This window comes from Stieleria maiorica, from assembly GCF_008035925.1.
Classification (GTDB): domain Bacteria; phylum Planctomycetota; class Planctomycetia; order Pirellulales; family Pirellulaceae; genus Stieleria; species Stieleria maiorica.
On record NZ_CP036264.1, the window covers coordinates 15,505 to 33,479 of the forward strand.

18 protein-coding genes are annotated in these 17,975 nt (G+C 59.8%); 13 read left to right on the plus strand and 5 right to left on the minus strand.

The window, feature by feature from the left end:
- The first annotated feature begins 94 nt into the window (after positions 1-94).
- From Mal15_RS00070 to Mal15_RS00090, 5 genes are all read left to right on the plus strand, one after another.
- Positions 95-670, plus strand: a complete 576-nt coding sequence (locus Mal15_RS00070; protein ID WP_147865877.1) for a DJ-1/PfpI family protein — start codon at positions 95-97, stop codon at positions 668-670.
- Entirely contained in the window at positions 670-2,106 is a 1,437-nt protein-coding gene (locus Mal15_RS00075) for a sulfatase-like hydrolase/transferase (RefSeq protein ID WP_147865878.1), read from the plus strand. Before Mal15_RS00070 ends, Mal15_RS00075 begins: the two co-directional genes overlap by 1 nt.
- Positions 2,103-2,438, plus strand: coding sequence for a gamma-butyrobetaine hydroxylase-like domain-containing protein (locus tag Mal15_RS00080; protein WP_147865879.1), 336 nt, complete (start codon positions 2,103-2,105; stop codon positions 2,436-2,438). Before Mal15_RS00075 ends, Mal15_RS00080 begins: the two co-directional genes overlap by 4 nt.
- Before the next feature lie 214 nt (positions 2,439-2,652).
- Complete coding sequence (locus tag Mal15_RS00085) at positions 2,653-3,339, plus strand: hypothetical protein (RefSeq protein ID WP_147865880.1); 687 nt, start codon at positions 2,653-2,655, stop codon at positions 3,337-3,339.
- On the plus strand, positions 3,336-5,036 hold the full coding sequence (locus Mal15_RS00090) for a hypothetical protein (protein ID WP_147865881.1): 1,701 nt from the start codon (positions 3,336-3,338) through the stop codon (positions 5,034-5,036). The genes Mal15_RS00085 and Mal15_RS00090 overlap by 4 nt, the downstream gene beginning before the upstream one ends.
- 185 nt (positions 5,037-5,221) lie before the next feature.
- Here the strand turns inward: Mal15_RS00090 and Mal15_RS00095 are convergent, their stop codons facing one another.
- Positions 5,222-6,637 carry a hypothetical protein gene (locus Mal15_RS00095; protein ID WP_147865882.1) on the minus strand — a complete coding sequence of 472 codons (1,416 nt, stop codon included), beginning with the start codon at positions 6,635-6,637 and terminating at the stop codon, positions 5,222-5,224.
- A 263-nt stretch (positions 6,638-6,900) separates the two neighbouring features.
- On the opposite strand from Mal15_RS00095, the gene Mal15_RS00100 reads away from it, so the two are divergent.
- From Mal15_RS00100 to ruvX, 6 genes are all read left to right on the plus strand, one after another.
- Positions 6,901-8,994 carry a DEAD/DEAH box helicase gene (locus Mal15_RS00100; protein WP_147865883.1) on the plus strand — a complete coding sequence of 698 codons (2,094 nt, stop codon included), beginning with the start codon at positions 6,901-6,903 and terminating at the stop codon, positions 8,992-8,994.
- Between the two features lie 273 nt (positions 8,995-9,267).
- Positions 9,268-10,047, plus strand: a complete 780-nt coding sequence (locus tag Mal15_RS00105; protein WP_095736631.1) for an NRDE family protein — start codon at positions 9,268-9,270, stop codon at positions 10,045-10,047.
- 222 nt (positions 10,048-10,269) lie between these two features.
- A complete protein-coding gene (locus Mal15_RS00110) occupies positions 10,270-11,403 on the plus strand; it encodes a hypothetical protein (protein ID WP_147865884.1) in 1,134 nt (377 codons plus the stop codon).
- A gap of 234 nt (positions 11,404-11,637) precedes the next feature.
- Entirely contained in the window at positions 11,638-11,736 is a 99-nt protein-coding gene (locus tag Mal15_RS35035; RefSeq protein WP_390623451.1) for a 50S ribosomal protein bL37, read from the plus strand.
- 36 nt (positions 11,737-11,772) lie between these two features.
- Positions 11,773-12,309 carry a 3-hydroxyacyl-ACP dehydratase FabZ family protein gene (locus Mal15_RS00115; protein WP_147865885.1) on the plus strand — a complete coding sequence of 179 codons (537 nt, stop codon included), beginning with the start codon at positions 11,773-11,775 and terminating at the stop codon, positions 12,307-12,309.
- Positions 12,310-12,472: 163 nt separating this feature from the next.
- Positions 12,473-13,018, plus strand: coding sequence for a Holliday junction resolvase RuvX (ruvX, locus tag Mal15_RS00120; protein WP_147865886.1), 546 nt, complete (start codon positions 12,473-12,475; stop codon positions 13,016-13,018).
- 81 nt (positions 13,019-13,099) lie between these two features.
- Here ruvX and Mal15_RS00125 read toward each other — a convergent pair whose 3' ends face one another.
- Positions 13,100-13,318 carry a hypothetical protein gene (locus tag Mal15_RS00125; RefSeq protein ID WP_167546536.1) on the minus strand — a complete coding sequence of 73 codons (219 nt, stop codon included), beginning with the start codon at positions 13,316-13,318 and terminating at the stop codon, positions 13,100-13,102.
- Positions 13,319-13,588: 270 nt separating this feature from the next.
- Positions 13,589-13,978, minus strand: coding sequence for a hypothetical protein (locus tag Mal15_RS00130; RefSeq protein ID WP_147865887.1), 390 nt, complete (start codon positions 13,976-13,978; stop codon positions 13,589-13,591).
- A gap of 19 nt (positions 13,979-13,997) precedes the next feature.
- Here Mal15_RS00130 and Mal15_RS00135 point away from each other — a divergent pair, with 19 nt between their 5' ends.
- Together Mal15_RS00135 and Mal15_RS00140 are read left to right on the plus strand one after the other, a co-directional pair.
- The gene (locus Mal15_RS00135) at positions 13,998-14,459 is read left to right on the plus strand and encodes a YaiI/YqxD family protein (protein ID WP_147865888.1); all 462 of its coding nucleotides are present in this window, start codon (positions 13,998-14,000) and stop codon (positions 14,457-14,459) included.
- Positions 14,460-14,809: 350 nt separating this feature from the next.
- Positions 14,810-15,139, plus strand: a complete 330-nt coding sequence (locus Mal15_RS00140; RefSeq protein ID WP_147865889.1) for a hypothetical protein — start codon at positions 14,810-14,812, stop codon at positions 15,137-15,139.
- Positions 15,140-15,235: 96 nt separating this feature from the next.
- On the opposite strand, the gene Mal15_RS00145 is transcribed toward Mal15_RS00140, so the two are convergent.
- Positions 15,236-16,042 carry an SDR family oxidoreductase gene (locus Mal15_RS00145; protein ID WP_147865890.1) on the minus strand — a complete coding sequence of 269 codons (807 nt, stop codon included), beginning with the start codon at positions 16,040-16,042 and terminating at the stop codon, positions 15,236-15,238.
- Between the two features lie 18 nt (positions 16,043-16,060).
- A complete protein-coding gene (locus Mal15_RS00150; protein ID WP_147865891.1) occupies positions 16,061-17,890 on the minus strand; it encodes a UbiD family decarboxylase in 1,830 nt (609 codons plus the stop codon).
- Positions 17,891-17,975: the final 85 nt, after the last annotated feature.

The following is a 17,975-nucleotide window of genomic DNA, read 5'->3' on the forward strand; positions in this document are numbered from 1 at the left end:
GAGGTGAATCTGGCGAGCGTCGCAATGTCAACTGACCCAACACGCCATCACTCCGCCAAAACCCTCCTTTCCCCTCCCGCCACCGGATCCCACCATGAGCCAGCCCAAAGTCTTGATCGTCATCGGTGATGCCACCGAGACCCTCGACACGATGTACCCGTATTACCGGTTGATCGAAGCCGGGTTCCAACCGGTGGTCGCGGCCCCGGAGAAGCGGCTGTATCAACTGGTGATGCACGAAGTGAAACCGGGTTGGACGATCACCAAGGAATGGGAAGGCTACACGCTGCAGGCGGACGTGGCGTTTGCCGACATCGATCCGGAGGACTACGCGGGAATCCTGTTCAGCGGCGGTCGGGCGCCGGAGTACATCCGTTACGACGAAGACCTGGTGCGGGTGACCAAGCATTTCTTTGCGGAAAACAAACCGATCGCCAGCGTTTGCCACGGTGTGGAGATCCCCGCTTATGCCGATTGTGTTCGCGGCCGACGGATGGCCACGGTGCCGAAGTGCAAGTTTGATCTGGAAGTCTGTGGCGGGACCTTTGTCAATGAGCCCTGCGTGGTCGACGGCAATCTGGTCAGCGGGCGAACCTTCCATGACAACGGTCACTACATCGGCGCTTGGATCGAATTGCTGCAGAAGGCACGTCAACCTGTCCAAGCGTGATGGGACGGTTCAAACACGCTTTGGTTGTCCTCTGTTTGCTTGGGCAGTCGGCAACGATCGCACGTGGCGAGGATCGTCCCAACGTGGTGATGATCATCTCGGACGACCAGACGTATTCTGATTTCGGCTTCATGGGCAACCGAGTCGTGCAAACGCCGCACCTGGATGCGTTGGCGGCGCGGTCTGCCCGATTCACCCACGGCTATGTCCCCTCGAGTGTCTGTCGCCCGTCGTTGGTGACACTGTTGACCGGACTGTATCCGCACCAGCACGGGGTTCATTTCAACCACCCGCCGCCGGGTTTTTCGACGCTGACGAAAACCTACGACCGCGATCGGTACGAAGCGGCCCGGGAAGCCGCCGCGGTGTTGATTCGCAGGGTCGACACGCTGCCGCGGATGTTGGCGTCGCAGGGATACCGGTGCTTGCAAACCGGAAAGTACTGGGAGGGGCATTGGAAGAACGCCGGATTCACCGACGGGATGACGACCGGCAAACCGGTCGCCGGTGCGCGGCACGGCAACAAGCAACTGGCCGACGGGCAATGGGTGGCACACGGCAACGGTGACGCCGGGTTGGCGATCGGTCGTGAAACCATGCAGCCGATCAAAGACTTTCTGGATGACGAAAGTGGCGATCCGTTCTTCATCTGGTACGCGCCGTTTTTGCCGCACCTGCCGCATGACAGTCCGAAACGTTTCTTCGATCTTTACGACACTTCGGTTCCCGAACATCAGCGGGCCTACTATGCCGCATGCAGCCAGTTGGATGAAACCGTCGGGGAACTGATCGAGATGACGGAAAAGCACTCGGCGGGGCGCAACACGCTGTTCGTGTTCGTCGTCGACAACGGTTTTCGACCGGATCCGAACCAGCCGATGCCCGACGGGTTCGGTTACAACTACACGCGGCGGAGCAAGCGGTCGCCGTTTGACGACGGGCTGCGCACGCCGATCCTGTTTCACTTGAGCGGCCAAACGCGATCGGCAACCCATCCGTTGCTGTGCAGCAGCGTCGACATCGTGCCGACGGTTTTGCAGGCCTGTGGCATGGACGTTCCGCGGCCGATCCGCGGTCGCAGCCTTTGGCCGTTGGCGACCGGTCAAACCGATTCGATGTCCCCGGAGCCGGTGTTCGGAGAGATCTATCCCGGGGATGCGAGCGTGTTGGGCAATCCATCGGCCGACATCGCCTACCGTTGGATTCGCGACGGGGACTACAAGTTGATCGTGCCGCACCGACAAAAGGGGAAGGTGTGGGGTGATTACGGGGATTCTCGCCAGCTCTACAATCTGGTGGACGACCCGAACGAGCAGCGTGATTTGGCGGATGAACCGGAGCATCAGCCGATGGTCGGGACGTTGCAAACGAAACTTGATGCGTGGTGGCGTCCGGGAAAACACACCGCGGTCGGTAATCAAACTGGGAACCGGTGACCTTGGATATTCTCCCCGAATCGATCGCCCGCGATGGCGAGTCCGCGATCGTGATCACGTGGACCGACGGCCAAGTCTCGCGTTTGACCGCCAGGGAGTTGCGCCAGGCCTGTCCGTGTGCGACCTGTCGCGAGAAAAAGCGGGCCGATGAGAAAGCTGACGAAGAGCCGTCGATGCCACTGACGTTGCCGGTGCTCAAGGCCGAGGAAGCTCGACCGCTGACGATTACGTCGATGAAGCCGGTCGGATCGTACGCGTATAACATCGCTTTCAGCGACGGCCATTCCTCGGGTCTGTATCCGATGAAGATGCTCTATGAGTTAGGTCGCTGAACACATTGCCAGCACGACGCGTGAGCGAGTGGCCGACGGTGGTGTGGTTTAAGCACGTGCCGCTCGCGAACGCTTCCCGCTGGCATGGATCGCGGTGGTTGCAATGCCAGCACGACGCCAAATCCGGAGTCGATAAACCACTACAATGTTGTCGCCCACCTCGCCCCTTCACGGAGACACCACGTTGCAATCCCGATCGCGTTCACGTCGTCCAGTGACCTGGTTGATTGTGCTTGGTGCGGCGATCGGGATTGCGAGTTCGATTCATTTCAACCGGCAGTTGTTTGATCTGCGTCGACAGCGGGCGCGATTGATTGAGGAAGTCGGTTTGCTGGAAGTGACCGATCCGAAGCGTGTTTATATCAGTCGCGTTCCGGTCGGACCCGACGAGATCCCACCTGGAGTCGCCGCTGCGCACGTTTGGAGGTATCGGATTTATTTGCCGGCCGGATATGGGCCGAGCTTTATTACGGGACGCCGCGCCATCGCGGCCGATTCCCCACGAAGCGCCGGTGGGCGTGACAGCAGCTGGGGTGGCAAAGAACAGGATCCCGTCGAAACCGTGTTGACGATCGCGCTGATCAAGAACGAAACCGGATGGATTTCCAGTCGAATTCAAGGCGGGTCATCCAGTTCGTCATCCTTGGCGGACGATCTGCCGCTGGATTCGTTGGACGATCTGGTCGTGGAGTCGGTCGTGACGGCCGAGACGCCGTCGAAGTCGTTTTCGGTGGACGAGCCGATCTGTCTGCTGCGTCTGCGCGGCCGTGAGCCGGTCGAGGGAGGTGATCCGACACTCTACCCCGGAATCGTGACGTATCTGGTGGAATCCGATCGACGAGACGCGTTTGAGCAATGGGCGCAGGGCAAGATCGACCGGATGCCGGAGGTTCAAAAATGACGGGTGACCAAGTATCGGCGGCGGATCTCCCCACGCCGTCGCCGCAACGACGCGGGTTGCGATTCAGTGTGCTGGATTTAATGTTACTGACCTTGCTGGTCGCGGCTTGGTTGCCGACCGTCTTTGCCATCAGAGACCTTCCAGAACTGCGGAACAGTGTCGATCAGATGCGGGCGTTGACGACGCACTTGCAGGTCATCGATGATCAGAAGTTGTGTTTGCGCAGTCTGCCCGGAATTTGGCACAACATTCACGGCTGGAAATACTCGTTGCCGGCGGATGCGGAAATGGAACTGCGTCTGGCGACCGAAGGGATCCATTCGATGGGTGGTCCAGAAGATTTTGTATCGTTTGATCTGCCGACGGGCGTCCACACCATTCATCTGCAATACACCCGATCGGCCGATCAGGAATTCGTCACGCAGGTGTTCGTCGATGACACCGAAGCGATCATCAAGACGCATCCGCCGGATTGGATTGAAACGTCCAGTAGCAGCAGTAACGGGAAAGGGGGACCGACGGCGGAGGCGTTCGACCTGGACAAACCTCTTGTTTTGCGACAGCTTCGTTACATGGAGAACCATCCCGGCAAAAAGTTCGGTTCACTGTCTCTGCCGCCGGAATACGATGCAAAAGGGAACATGCTTTCCATCGTGCCCAAAGGGTATCCATCCGAACGGCCGAAGCAGTTTGTTGCACCAGGTGACAGTCCCTTCATGCCGTCCTGGGGCCATCGCCAAGGCATGCGGTTGTTAAGCAAGGGCCGCGATTGGAACGGCTTGTTGGCCATTTATCCGTCCTATCGTGCGGTATTGGACGACGAAAACTTCCGTCCCGGTAAGGTACTCAATGCGATCTCCGTCCGTCCGATGCAGGCCGGTTCCTCTTCGGTCGATCTGCCTGAAGTCGCATTCGGGCCCGATGCGTCAAAACCCGACCGACCGACGTTGGTCGTGACCGATTCTTTGGAGACAACCGATCAAGTAAACGTCCCGCGATCGGGACGGTCAGAAAAATGGATTTCCGAAGACGGAGAAACGATGCGTCTGTTCGCTCACTATCCAGCCTTTCCATCAGGCGCACGGGTGGTCGTCGAAGTGATCTTCGATTCAAACTTTCCAAATCGGATGGGGCTGATTCCGCACCAGGCCGAAGGCAGTGTTCCACTGGAATCGGTGCAATTCGTCACGCAGTTCGATGCGCGTTTCCAGTGGCGAACGTTGCGGCTGTTGCCGGATGTTAATGACCGTGATTCAGATTCACAGCAACCCGAGGGGCCGCGATCGTTCGCGTTGCAGACGATCCGCCCGCAGGACCAACAGACGACAGGGTGGCAACCGATTCCCGAAGCACGGCTTCCGATGGACCACGCGGATTCCGGCAGCAATGGGTACCGTCGCTTGGAATTGACGACTGACGTGACCAACTTTTGGACGTTCAACTGTCCGTTGACGGTGTCCGACAAGTGGCAGTACAAGGGGCTGCCCATCCGTCAGGTCTGGACGATACCCTCGTCAGACCACGCAACGTACGATGAGTCCGTATCGCCACGTGCGGTCATGCTGGAGATTCAAAGCGGCGCGGTGTATCCCGGAACACAAATCGACATCCCCGGCGGGCCGGCGGTCACGAACGTTCGCGTCACGGTGCCCCTGCCAGCCGAACAGCCGATCTGGATGGAGATCCCGCTGCCGTAGGGAACCGGGCACGCGTTGGCGTCTAATCGAGCGTCCAGCTCAGGGCGATCGGTTTTCTCAGGGTACGATGGCCCTTCCGGGCCGTCGCCCATGGGGCTCCGCGCGACGACCTAGAAAGGACGTCGTACACCCTTGCCATCAGCCGTTTCGCGGCAACCCACGCCAAGTCATCATTCTGCCCCGAATCATTCTGCCATCTGTCTGGTGGTTTGCTGCCGCTCCGTGTTGGAGTCTTCCACCTCCGAGTCCGCGACCTCCGACACCGGCAAATCCTTCTCGAACGCTTCCGCTTTGGGGATCGACTCTTTAACGATTTTCAGCAGCCTGATGCGGCGGTTGCGTTCCTCCTCGCCCGCGGGCATCTCAGCGAGCGTTTGAAAGTGTTCATGCAGTTCGGTCAGCGCGTCCGAGTCGGTGATGTAGAGGGTTGATTCGAGGTAGGATTCATCTCGGACGCCTTGCGTCCATCCGAATTCCCACATCAACAGTTCATCGGCTTGAACCAGCAACCGATCGATCACCCAGCGATCGGGGGTATTCCGTTGGATTGCCGAAAGCAATTCGGACATCGGCGGAACGGGGCGACGGCGTGTGGGAAACGTCGGAGGCGGATCCCAGACGCTTGGAAACTGATGCCGGCCGTGTTGTTGCATCACCGCGATCGCATCGTCGAGTCGGCCGTCGATCAGCAGCCGGTCGACTTCGGCTGCGCGGTAGCGATCCGGTTGAAAGTAGCACGCCGCGATGGCCAACACGGCGAACGCAACGATCGGAATCGCCCATGCCGATCGAGACGTGATGCTTGGTCGGAAACGGCGTACCGCGGTGCGGTCGGTACCTTTTCGGATCGCGATCGCAAGACCGATACCCAACAGCAGTGCGGGGATGAATCCATAGAACGACAGACCGAACACGTTGGAGCGGAATTCCAACAGGATCTGCTGAGTCTCGGTCAGCCGCAACCCGCCCATGATCGAGACCATCGACATGATTCGTTGGAACAATGCCACCACGGCGATCGCCATGCAAGGCGCCAGCACCCAGGACAACGCGGCGAGTAGAGAGACGCGGTAACGCACCGAGACGAATCGCGCCAGCAGCAGCACGCGCCAGATCGAAACGATCGACAGCAGTGTCAGGTTAAACCGCAACGCCGCCACTTCGTCGGTCATCGTTTCGATCGGGATCGAGTACAACCATGCCAGCGGTGCGGTCATCCAGTAGCCGGACAAGAAGACGCGGTAGTCGTCGACGATGCCGGCGGGGTTGTCGATTCGGGTGATCGCGTGGAAGCTCCGTAGGACCACAAACAGAATCGCTGAAACCAACACCGACGCGGCAAAGGGGGCCAGCAGGTCCAACGGCTGATGCAGGAAACTGACCGCGTCGTACTCCCGGGCCAGTGCTGCGGTGGCGACCAGAGCCGCGCCCAACGCCAGGGACGCTTTGGAGGCGATCGTCCGTTCCATCGACGCCCGGCGCCCGACCAGGAATCCCGGCACGTCGACCAGACGCAAGGGGCCGATGTCGATCGGTTCGCTTTGGTCATCGGCGTCGACCATGCGATCGCTGTCCGGTTGATTCGGGGACGAGGTCGTCATCGGTGGTGGTGGGTGGGTTGTCGGGAAAGCCCGATGGGAAAGCAAGCGAATCCCCCGTTGGCTGAGGATTGCGAGAGAATTTAACCGAACGAAACCCCGCCGGTGCCGATGGAGATCCGTCACTAGTGGTGCGATCTGTCACTTAAGAGGCAGTCTGCGGTCATTGTCGCCAATTCAGAATTTACGACCTGCCGCTTTCGAAGGCCTTGGGATAGTCTCCTGTTTATTGAAAGAGCACGAAAATTTGACGCCTAGAAGTGATCATGGGATCCGAGAACGAATTGAATTTGTCGATAGAAGACCATCAGGTAACGGTCGAGAATGAACCTGAATTGAGTGAGTCGGCCCCCGTTAGTGAACCGGCCCCCGTTAGTGAACCGGCCCCCGTTAGTGAACCGGCCCCCGTTAGTGAATCGGCCCCCGTTAGTGAATCGGCCCCGAGTGCAGTTTCCGACGACGCCGAGGTTGAGGCGGGCTTGAGCGACGACGTGGCCGAACCCGAGGCAGAAGCACCGACCGGGTTTGCGGCGTTGGAATTGCGCCGACAGGTGTTTGATGCGGTCGTCGAGTCGGGCTATTCCGAGCCGACTTCGGTGCAACAGCAAGTGATTCCGCACATGTTGGCTGGCCGCGACGTGCTGGCCCAGTCGCAGACCGGATCGGGAAAGACCGCGGCCTTTGCGTTGCCGATTCTGTCGACGATCGATTCCAAGCAGCGCTCGGTCCAGACGTTGGTGCTGGCACCGACGCGGGAATTGGCAATTCAAGTCGCCGAATCGTTCGAGAAGTATGCTGAGAACTTGAAAGGTTTCAGCGTTCTGGCGATTTATGGCGGCCAGGACTACGAGCATCAGTTTCGAGCGCTGCGCCGCGGCGTCGACGTCGTCGTCGGGACGCCCGGACGCGTGATCGATCACATCAAGCGCGGGACGCTTGATCTGAGCGAGCTGAGGTGTCTGGTCTTGGACGAGGCCGACGAGATGTTGAACATGGGGTTCCTGGAGGACGTCGAGTTCGTGCTCGAACAGACACCGGAGAAACGCCAGGTCACACTGTTCTCGGCCACGATGCCCGGCCCGATCCGCTCGATCGCCGACCGGTATTTGGTCGATCCCGCTCTGGTGACGATCGAAAAAAAGCACGTCACGGCCGAATCGATTCGGCAACGCGCGGTGATCGTTCCCCCCAAGGAAAAAGCCAGCGCGCTGACGCGATTCTTGGAAGCCGAAGCGACCGACGGGGTGATCGTCTTCACCAAAACCAAGGACACCACCGTCCGCTTGGCCGAACAGCTGATCCGCAACGGGTTTGCCGCCACCGCACTCAACGGCGATATGCCTCAAACGGTACGTGAACGAACCATCGACCAACTCAAATCCGGACGTTTGGATGTGTTGGTCGCGACCGACGTGGCCGCCAGGGGATTGGATGTCACCCGGATCAGCCACGTTTTCAATTTTGATCTGCCGCACGACGCCGAATCGTACATCCACCGGATCGGACGAACCGGCCGTGCCGGACGTAGCGGTGAAGCGATCATCTTTTTGACACCCGCCCAACGGCGAAAATTAAAACTGATCGAGCGGGCCACCAAGAAATCGATCGAGCTGGTTGAGGTTCCCTCGGCCGATGCGATCAACGCGATGCGGATCGAACGTTTCAAAGCGTCGATCACACAGACCATCGCCGACAAGGATTTGACGCTGTTCAAGGATTTGATCGGACAGTATGCCCAGGAAACCGGCAAACCGATGGAGATGATCGCCGCAGCGCTGGCGGAGATCGGGCAACACGGACGCACATTTTTGGTCAAAGATCGTCCCAGACGCGCCCGAGACGAGGACCGAGACCGTGGTGAGGGGCGTCGTGGCCGCGAGGATCGCGGCGGCGGGGCGGAATTCGGCAAGCGGCCGCGGTTGCTCGGGCCGCCCGAACCGGGCATGGTCCGCTATCGAATCGAAGTCGGACGCAACGACGGCGTCGCACCCCGCAACATCGTCGGTGCGGTCGCCAATGAAGCCGGCATCCAAAGCCAGATGATCGGGCCGATCAAGATCTATCCGCACTTCAGCACGGTGGATTTGCCCGAGGGGATGCCCAAAGACGTTTACCAGACACTACAACGCGCCTGGGTCTCGGGGAAACAGCTGCGGATTCGTCCCGATCGCGGACCGGGTCAGCGAGATTCGGGTGCTCATCCAGGTGGCCGTCCGGGCGGATTTCGAAAAGGCGGCAAACCCGGCGGGAAGTTCCGCGGCAAGGCGGACGGGGCGTTTGGCGGCCCGTCCGGGGCCCTGGGCGGCAAAGCGGCGGCGGGAAAGAAGAAGAAAAAGAAGAAGAAGCAGCGCAAGAATTAGTGGTCGTGGCGCTCTCCCGCGGATGCTAGCTAGCCGAAAATAGGCATTTTGAACAGGCCACGACCCAAAAAACTGGCCCGGCGGGGTGACTGGCGGGCCCGCAAGCGGAATTTGCGGTTGTTTTTCGCCTCTTCTACCCCATCAGGGGGTGCAGATTCGTCGGCGACGTGGATAGATTGGCGGGCGTGGATTTCGACGGCAACCGCCTTGGTTTTCGTCGGCGTCGCACCCGTGATCCAAATCCCAACTGATCTTTGAAAAGAAAGCTTCGAGATGTGCTTATTGGCCGTTCAGTATCAATTGGTCCCAGAGAGTCCGATCCTGGTTGCAGCGAATCGCGAAGAGTATTTTGACCGGCCGAGTTTGACGCCGTCAATTCAGTCGGGAAAGCCTCGCGTGTTGTGCGGTGTGGATCAAAAAGCCGGTGGGACCTGGCTCGGTGTCAATCAAAACGGGTTGTTTGTGGGAGTTTGCAACCGGGCGACGGCGATGCCGCTGTTCGGCCAGCGCTCACGCGGATCACTTGCGATGGACCTGCTTCGATGCACGAGTTCGGCTCGGGCGTTGGACAAAGCGCTCGCCGAACTCGGCGAGACGCAATATGAAGGTTGTAACCTGATCATCGCCGATGCAAAAGCTGGCTATGCGATTCATTCGGACCAGCATCAGCAAGTCGTCGAGATGGAACCGGGATTGAACATCATCGGTGCCCACAATCTGAACGATCCTGATGACGAACGGGTGCGGATGGCGCGACGGTTGTTGACACTGCAGACCCTCGATTCGCCCGTCAAGTTCTTGGCAGTCGCCAGCCGCGTGTTTGCCCGAGCACCGGTCGGACCGGGGCGACCGAGCATGGTGATTCGCAACCAGGATTACGGCACCGTCAGCAGTTCGTTGATCGCCCTGGGCGTGAAACCGCGCGACGCGATCTATCAGTTCAGCAACGGCGCGCCGGATCAAACCAAGTACGAAGACTGTTCGCCGATGCTCCGCGATATCCTCAGCCGCGGCCTCCGCGAGGCGCGCACCAAGGCCAAAGTCGGCGCGTAATCGCGGTGCGTGTTGGTGTTTAGGCTTTAGCCGATTCCCCCGAGTCGCTAGGCGACGGGGGAGCGTTTGCAGGCTGGACACCGACGGCGCGGGTTGAAAAAACTTCTCTTTCAGCGGTCGGCGGTGATCCCTAGACTGCCCGGAAGTCCCGTGTCAGGGCCGCAACGGACGCGGTTTTGAAAGCATGAGGGTCCGGAGTCTCGCAATTCGGAGAGCCACGGCATGGAAGCCGTTCGACGTTGGAGTGTTTTGTCGGCTGTGTTGGTCGCGCTGGTGTGGGGCGGTTCCGATCCACACGTCGTTGCCCAAAACGCCCGCACGCAGAACTTTCTGGTCCACGCGCCGACGCAAGAGCTGGCCGAATCGGTGGCGCGGGACGCGGAGAGATTCCGCGATGAATTGGCGGTCTATTGGCTCGGCAAACCGTTGCCGCCTTGGTCGACCCCCTGTCCCATCGAAGTGGTTTGCGGGCCGCACCTGGCTGCCCAGGGAGCGACGACCTATAACCGCTCGCCGGTCGGCAATTTCCAAATGCGGGTGATCGGGTCGCGGGAGCGCATTCTGGACAGCGTTCTGCCACACGAAGTCACCCACACGGTGATGGCCACCCACTTCGGGCGTCCCTTGCCGCGCTGGGCAGATGAGGGGATCTGCACGACGGTGGAGCATTCCGCCGAACGCAACAAGCACGAAGTGAAGTTACGCGAATACTTGAGCAATCGTCGTGGCATTCCGATGAATCGGTTGTTCCTGTTGACCGAGTACCCCAGTGACATGCTGCCGATGTACGCGCAAGGCTATTCGGTGTGCCGGTTCTTGATCGAACAATCCGGGCCCCGACAATTCATCGAATTTCTGGAGGGGTACATGGAGAGTTCGTCGTGGACGGCGAATGTCCAAGCCCATTACGGATACGAGTCGCTCAAGCAGCTGCAAGACCAGTGGTTGGCATGGGTGGCCCAGGGCAGCGGCCCGGTCGAATCGTTTGTATCGACCCGGACCAAGCCATCACGGTCGCTCGCAGCGGCAGCCCCCGCACCCTCGGCGGGTCGTCTTGCCGACCCCCGCAGCCTGGCACTGACCGGACCGGCGGCGCCGTCGCAGACATCCTCCAGCTGGTACCAACGGCGTCGTGAGCAGACGGCCCTCGGCCAAATCGCCTCGGCTGCATCGTCTGGCCGCGAATCCGCCGCCAGTCCCGCCCCGCAGGCGTCGACGACCCGCCCACTGGGACCGCCATCGGTGATCGACAGCGGACGCTACTCGGTTTCCCAGCCCCAGGATGAGTTGAGTTATGGCTCGGCGAATCCGTCTCCGATGGCGACGTCGGCTCGCCCCAGCACGATCTATCGCTGATCTCGGCCGATTTCCGACTATGATCTACCGATCGGACGATGAAATCTCGCCGGTTTGCACATCTCGGTGCCCAGCGGACGGTGCCGGACGCCGGTTGAACTGCTAAATTAATGTGCCCCGAACCGTGGGCCCAGGACAACGGTCAGGCTACCGCGAGAGCAGGTGTTCTGCTATTTTCCGGGACTCAAATCATCCCCGAACCCGTTTCCTTTCACTCCAGTATTTACAAACAAGATGGCAAAGCCACACCACAAATTGAAAAAGGCCAACCACGGCCGTCGTCCAGCAAACGCCAAGGCTCGCAAGGCGAAACGCAAGAAGATCAAGACCTGAGATTGCTCGGGACTCTGAAACTCCGAGGCGATTGCTGTGCCAAAAACCGATTTTATTGTTGATCTTTCTCTGCTCCGCGACAGCGAGCTGGTCGCCGATTTAGACGCGATCCGCGAGCTCAACCCGCAACGACATGAAATGGAGCATCTGTCCGGGATCCTCTACGAGGATGTCGAGACGCTCACCTGCGCCGGGTACAAAGACGTCGGGCACGACGAATTTTGGGTCCGCGGGCACATGCCCGGAATGCCCGTGATGCCGGGCGTCATCCAGCTCGAAGCGGTTGCGCAGCTGTCAAGTTTCTTTGCCCAAAAGCACGATCTGCTCGGTGCGGAAATGGTCGGCTTTGGTGGTGTGGATAGCGCCCGGTTCCGCGACGTGGTCGTCCCCGGCGATCGGCTGATCTTGATGATCCGGTTGAGCAAAGCGCGTCGCGGTCGAATGATTGTGGCGGATTTCCAAGGTGTCGTTGGCGAAAAATTGGTTGTCGATGGAGTGATCCGAGGCATCCCGCTGCCCGTCCAAGCGGTTAAGAATCACTTGGCCAGCAGGGCCGCTCAAAACGTGGTTTGAGATTGGGACGCCGCACTGGTGGTCTAGCGCGGCGTTGGATTCGATCGGGCTGGACAGTCGCCGTCCTCTCCCAGGTCGGCGCTGGGCAAAACTTCGCTTGTTCGCGCTCGCTGAGTTCGGAGAACACGGCGACACTCGGAACGCATCAGCAACCCGAAATTCGATGACTGCAGAACATCGACCCGATTTAAGCCAGGCGGATTCCCAGCGGTCGCAGCCGTCCTTCCCCGAATCGGGGCGGTTGGCCGGCGTCGATTATGGGACGGTACGGATCGGAATCGCAGTTTGCGACCCAGATCGGATCTTGGCCAGTCCCGTGGAGGTGTATCAGGTTCGCGGTGAGGCCAAAGACGCCGACTATTTCCGCGATCTGGCGCGGCAAGAACGATTAGCCGGCTTCGTCGTGGGATTGCCGATCCACTGTGACGGCGGAGAAAGTCAGAAGAGCAAGGAGTGCCGTGAATTTGCGCGTTGGTTGAACGATCAAACCGGATTGCCGGTGCGTTTGTTCGACGAACGCTTCAGTACCGCAGCGGCCAAAGAACGGCTTTCCGGGGGGCGATTGAGTCGCCAGAAAAGAAAGAAACAGCTCGATGCCGTCGCCGCATTGGTGTTACTCGAGTCGTTTTTAGAAGCCTGTCGTTATCACGGCGTCTTGGTCGGACAATCGATCGACCAACAGCCGCTCGGCGGTGACACGTTGGAATAGCGAACGGGACGTCGCAGGCGCGAAACCACGCACCGAACCCGTCCCGCCGGGAGGGGTTCGGAGGTTCTTTCCGGCACCCAATCAAGCCGCCTCGGCGAAGATCGTTTCGATCAGGTTTTCAAATCGGCGGTCGGCTTCTTCACGCCGCGCCGCACGCTCAGAAAGCGACCACGTCGCACGAATGTCGCGCACTCGACGCATGATTTCGTCGTCTGACAAGTTGATTTCTTGGCTAGTCGTCTCATTTTGAGCAGTCAATTCCGATTCCAAGACATCGTTGTGGCAAACAGCAGTCATCATGTTCAATCCCTCGTTAAAAACAGGGCCAACGCTTACACTCGCATCAGCGGTTCTGGTTCCTTGGTTTAGAGAATCAAAAGGATTTGATTACTTTAAACCGATTGTGTCGGATCAACGCGATCTGACGAAAAAACGGTAATGCATCAAGCGTGCCAATCAGTGGACCAGAGACGAGATTTTGACGGGAAGTTCGCGAAAAAGTTCCCGTTCTCCGTGATTTTGGACCCCAATCCGTCCTTGTGTCACTCAAAAACCGGCAGCAGTGACGTGCTAGGGGGCGGAAGCGACGAGTGAATTTGCAAAGGATTGAAAATTTTTCCACTGCCGCTCTGGCAGCACCATCACCGCGAAAGGGTCGATTTCGACGGTGCCCGCCAACGTTTCGACCAGTTTTCGCAAGTTTTTCGCGTCGCAATGGCCCCGCAATTCCACATATTGGATCTCCATCGCGGCGTCGTAAATCATGCCGACGACCTGGTGATGCTTGCCGGCCCAAGCGAACGATCCGTCGGGCTCGAGCAACACCATCGGCAGTGACCGTTGCAGCCGCTCGCCGGCGGCTTCGAAACTGGTGGGGATCGGCGGCATCGGACCGCCGGAGGAGAGGTTCGTGTCTGGTCGGGGACCGTACAGATGGATGTGAAATGAATCAGTGGGCATCACAGTGGGAGCGTGTGGGATGGTGATCTGGGTGGATGCCGATGCAGCGCCGCGAGAGGTGAAGGAGGTCGTTTTTCGCGCGGCCGATCGATTGGGGATCGAAACCGTCTTGGTTGCCAACACGGCCCAGTCGATTCCCAAGTCGGCGGTCACCGTGCGGTCGGTGGTCGTCCGCCAGGGGGCCAACGTCGCCGACCAGTACATCGTTGTCCATAGCCAAGTCGGGGATCTGGCGATCACCGCAGATATCCCCTTGGCGGCCCAATTGGTCGACAAGCAGGTCGCGGTGATCGACCCGCGCGGCGATGAATACAACCCATCCAATATCGCCTCTCGCCTGTCGATGCGGGATTTTTTGGACCAGCTGCGCGGGACCGGTGCGGCGACCGGCGGTGCGGCGCCCTACGGTGCGAAAGACAAAAAAGCCTTCGCGGCCGCGTTCGATCGCTTGCTGACAAAACTGGCGCGACCCCAAGCGTAAGGATCGGATCGCCAACGCGGGGTAGGCCTTCGTCCAATACCGCATCAGTGAAGCGGTGTTTCCTCCCGTTAGGGCCCGTAGGCTCGCGCCAAACGGCTGGTCATGGTTTGAGATCAGCCGGATCGCGCCAGCGTCCGGGCCTGGCCCCTTTTTGCAGCCCCCTCCCGCGTCGGCCGGTCGTCCAGCTTCGATAACCTGCAAAGTCGCCTGGATTCAACATAACGGGTCGTCCTGAACGCTGATCTCGGTGGATTGGCCGGCATCAGCGCCGCTTTCTGATTGCGTTCGGCTAACTGGCGGGAATGTTTCGGTGTCTCGGAAACCTTCTCATCAAAAGGAGTTTAGACTCCATGAAACAGATAGCCCTTGTCGCCCTCCTCGTGCTCGGCGTTGCCGGTGCCGCGGCGGCTGCACCATGGAACTTCGGACATTCGACCCTTGTCGGCAACTCCGTCCCGGCACCTGTCTTGGATGCCAGCCAGCCACCGGTCGCGATTGTCCCACCGATCCGCCGAGCGATTTATCACGACGCGGTGGAACCATCGGAGACGGAGCCGATCAAGAAGCCACCTCGGAGTGTTGACGTCCAGGAGGACGCGAACCCCAGTGTGATCGACAAATTGAAAGCATTTGACCGAAAAAAGAATGCTTGGTTCAAACGCACCTTTTTAGGGAGGTAAAGAAAGGAGTCGTCTTTGAGTAGCACGGCGGCGAAACCGAATTGTCTTGCCAGCGATACACCTGTCCGGAACCACCTCCGGGCAGGTGTTTTTTTGTTAACCGGTGTTCTCACCGACCTGCAACCCGTCGGGTGAGTAGATCGATCGGCCGCCATCGACCGGCAAACAGACGCCGTTGACAAAGGTGTTTTCGCACAAAAAGCGGACGGCATGGGCCACATGCTCGGCGGTCCCGATGCCGCCGGTCAAGGTGCTGGTACAAAGTTTCAATCGTTGTCGGTCGGGGACTTCATCGGCCAACAGCACTGGGCCGGGTTTGACACAATTGACGCGAATCGCGGCGTTGCGTGTGGCGAACTCGACGGCCAGCGAACGGGTCATCACGTCGATCGCACCTTTGCTGGGGAAGTAAGCGGCGTGATCCAGGTAGGGACGCGCGGTCGCCCAATCGCCCAGGTTGACGATCGATCCGCCGGTGGCTTGGTCGGCCATTACCGCCGCGGCGGCGCGGGCGCCCAGAAACACGGCGACGGTGTTGATGTCAAAGTATCGACGCATCTCCGCGGCGGTGACTTGCTCGATCGGTGTCGGCGACCAGATTGCGGCGCTATTGACCAGGATGTCCAAGCGGCCGAACGCGGCGACGGTTTCGTCGACCAGACGCTGCGGCACGTCATCCTTTTCCAGCGAACCTTGCGTGACGATCGATTCGCACCGGTACCGTTGCGATAACAGTTTCGCCGCCTGTTCCGCTTCGGCCACACTGGTGTTGGCATGCAAGGCGATGCGACATCCGCTGCGGGCCAGTTCCATTGCGATTTCGCGGCCGACGCGTGGGGCACCGCTGCCGGTCACCAGCGCGACCGGGGCGTCACAATCGTAGACGGTTTTCAATCGACTCATCGGCACAATCCGTGGGACCTACAGGTACTTTGCCAAGGGGCCGCCGCGGGCGGCACGGGCGTCGACTTTGGCGACCGTCTCGGGATCCTCGATCACCGGCGGTGCCTGCCAGGGTTTGAATCGGGCGTCGATGACGACGCTGCCGCGGCATCCGAAGTGTTTGGCGATCGTTTCGGCACCGATGCCCGACAGATCCGTCGCCGGATTGCTGCGGGTGAATGTGGTCCACAACCAATTGCTCAGCGATTGGGATGCAAATTCGCTGTCGTCCACCAGGGTGATCAACGGAAACGCGTTGATCGAGTCTTCGGGACGATACTGTTCGCAAAAACGCACGACGTCGGAGCCTCCCGTCGCGCTCTCGAACGCTTGGCACTCGATTGCCAACACGCCCGGCATCACCACGCGTGGAGCGTGGAATCCGTCGGGCAATTGCAGATCACCGGGCAGCTCGGTGGGCAACGTTCGCTTGGCCGGACCGACCGCTGCGATGACGACTTTCGAACCCTTGTTGAATCCCGTGCCCGTGTAATCCAAGGTGTCGATGGTCGTTTGCGTTTGGAAATGCAGGTCGCGTTTCCAATCCACGCGCTGCAAGACGAACTGGATGAACGCGTCGATTTCGTGAATGTCCAGCTGGTCGGCACGGTCGTCGGTGATCATCAAATACTTGGCGAGCGACAGTTGGCCGTTGCCCAGAATCGCATTGGCCTGGGTCAGCAATTCTTGCGGGGCGGATTCGTTCAAGTACGGCATGTAGCGTTCGCTGCCGATCGCGAGCAGCAAGGGGTGAACGCCCGCGGCGTCGACCGCGTGGACCGCTTTGACCCCCGGGATCACGGTGGGGATGATGGGGTCGGTTAATTCGTGAATCAGTTGGCCGAAGGTCGTGTCTTCCTGCGGCGGTCGACCGACCACCGTCAACGGCCAGATCGCCCCGGGGCGATGCCAGACGTGATCGACTTTCATGACCGGAAAGGGGTGTTCCAAACTGTAATACCCCAAATGGTCCCCGAAGGGACCTTCGCGCTTGGTCGCCTCGGGATCGATCGTTCCGACGATGGCGAAGTCGGCATCGCGGTACACCGGCGCGTGGTTTCCGCGGAGCAATCCGATGCGTCCACCGGCAAGCGCGCCGGCAAACGTCAATTCGGTCAAACCCTCCGGCAGCGGCATCACGGCGGCCAACGTCATCGCGGGGCTGCCGCCCACGGTGACGGCGACACGCAGCGGTTTGCCTTGTTTGATCGCTTGACGGTGGTGGACTCCGATCCCTCGGTGAATCTGGTAGTGCAAGCCGACTTCCTGGTCGGTGTAGTCGTTGCCGGACAGCTGGACGCGGTACATCCCCAGGTTGATCTTCATCAGATTCCCCGGGTCGGTCGGGTCTTCGCTCAACACCTGGGGCAGCGTCACAAAGCCGCCGCCGTCGCGGGGCCAGCATTTCAACTGTGGCAATTCCGCCAGCGTGCATCGATTTGCGGCGACCGAGGCACTGCGGACGAACTTGGGCAACATGCGAGCGGCCGTCAGCGGGACGCCGGCATAGCGGAAGGGCCGTTTGGGGACGGCCGAGGGATCCAATTTGACTTCGATCAGGCGGCGGACCGATTCCAACGTGTCGCGGAACAGGTAACGGGCCTGGTCCAGCGAGGCGAACAGGTTGGAAACCATCGGAAACCGACAGCCGGTGGGGTGGGTGAACAGGACCGCCGGGCCTCCGTTTGCATACACGCGACGCTGAATCTCTGCGATTTCCAGGTTCGGATCGACCGCGTCGCTCACCTCCAGCAATCTCCCGCCGGCGCGAAGATCCTGGACGACGTCTCGGGTGCTGCGGTGTTTCATGGTCGTCGATAAACTACAACTACTAAAAAGTGTTTCAGACGTCTTTCAACAATGTCTCAATCAGTGTCATCATCTTATGTCGGAA

Coding starts and splice junctions, on each gene's coding strand:
- ruvX (WP_147865886.1), top strand. CDS start 12,473: ATGACTGCAGAACATCGACCCGATTTAAGCCAGGCGGATTCCCAGCGG.
- Mal15_RS00110 (WP_147865884.1), top strand. CDS start 10,270: ATGGAAGCCGTTCGACGTTGGAGTGTTTTGTCGGCTGTGTTGGTCGCG.
- Mal15_RS00135 (WP_147865888.1), top strand. CDS start 13,998: ATGGTGATCTGGGTGGATGCCGATGCAGCGCCGCGAGAGGTGAAGGAG.
- Mal15_RS00070 (WP_147865877.1), top strand. CDS start 95: ATGAGCCAGCCCAAAGTCTTGATCGTCATCGGTGATGCCACCGAGACC.
- Mal15_RS00100 (WP_147865883.1), top strand. CDS start 6,901: ATGGGATCCGAGAACGAATTGAATTTGTCGATAGAAGACCATCAGGTA.
- Mal15_RS00150 (WP_147865891.1), bottom strand. CDS start 17,890: ATGAAACACCGCAGCACCCGAGACGTCGTCCAGGATCTTCGCGCCGGC.
- Mal15_RS00125 (WP_167546536.1), bottom strand. CDS start 13,318: ATGATGACTGCTGTTTGCCACAACGATGTCTTGGAATCGGAATTGACT.
- Mal15_RS00140 (WP_147865889.1), top strand. CDS start 14,810: ATGAAACAGATAGCCCTTGTCGCCCTCCTCGTGCTCGGCGTTGCCGGT.
- Mal15_RS35035 (WP_390623451.1), top strand. CDS start 11,638: ATGGCAAAGCCACACCACAAATTGAAAAAGGCCAACCACGGCCGTCGT.
- Mal15_RS00090 (WP_147865881.1), top strand. CDS start 3,336: ATGACGGGTGACCAAGTATCGGCGGCGGATCTCCCCACGCCGTCGCCG.
- Mal15_RS00145 (WP_147865890.1), bottom strand. CDS start 16,042: ATGAGTCGATTGAAAACCGTCTACGATTGTGACGCCCCGGTCGCGCTG.
- Mal15_RS00095 (WP_147865882.1), bottom strand. CDS start 6,637: ATGACGACCTCGTCCCCGAATCAACCGGACAGCGATCGCATGGTCGAC.
- Mal15_RS00105 (WP_095736631.1), top strand. CDS start 9,268: ATGTGCTTATTGGCCGTTCAGTATCAATTGGTCCCAGAGAGTCCGATC.
- Mal15_RS00130 (WP_147865887.1), bottom strand. CDS start 13,978: ATGCCCACTGATTCATTTCACATCCATCTGTACGGTCCCCGACCAGAC.
- Mal15_RS00075 (WP_147865878.1), top strand. CDS start 670: ATGGGACGGTTCAAACACGCTTTGGTTGTCCTCTGTTTGCTTGGGCAG.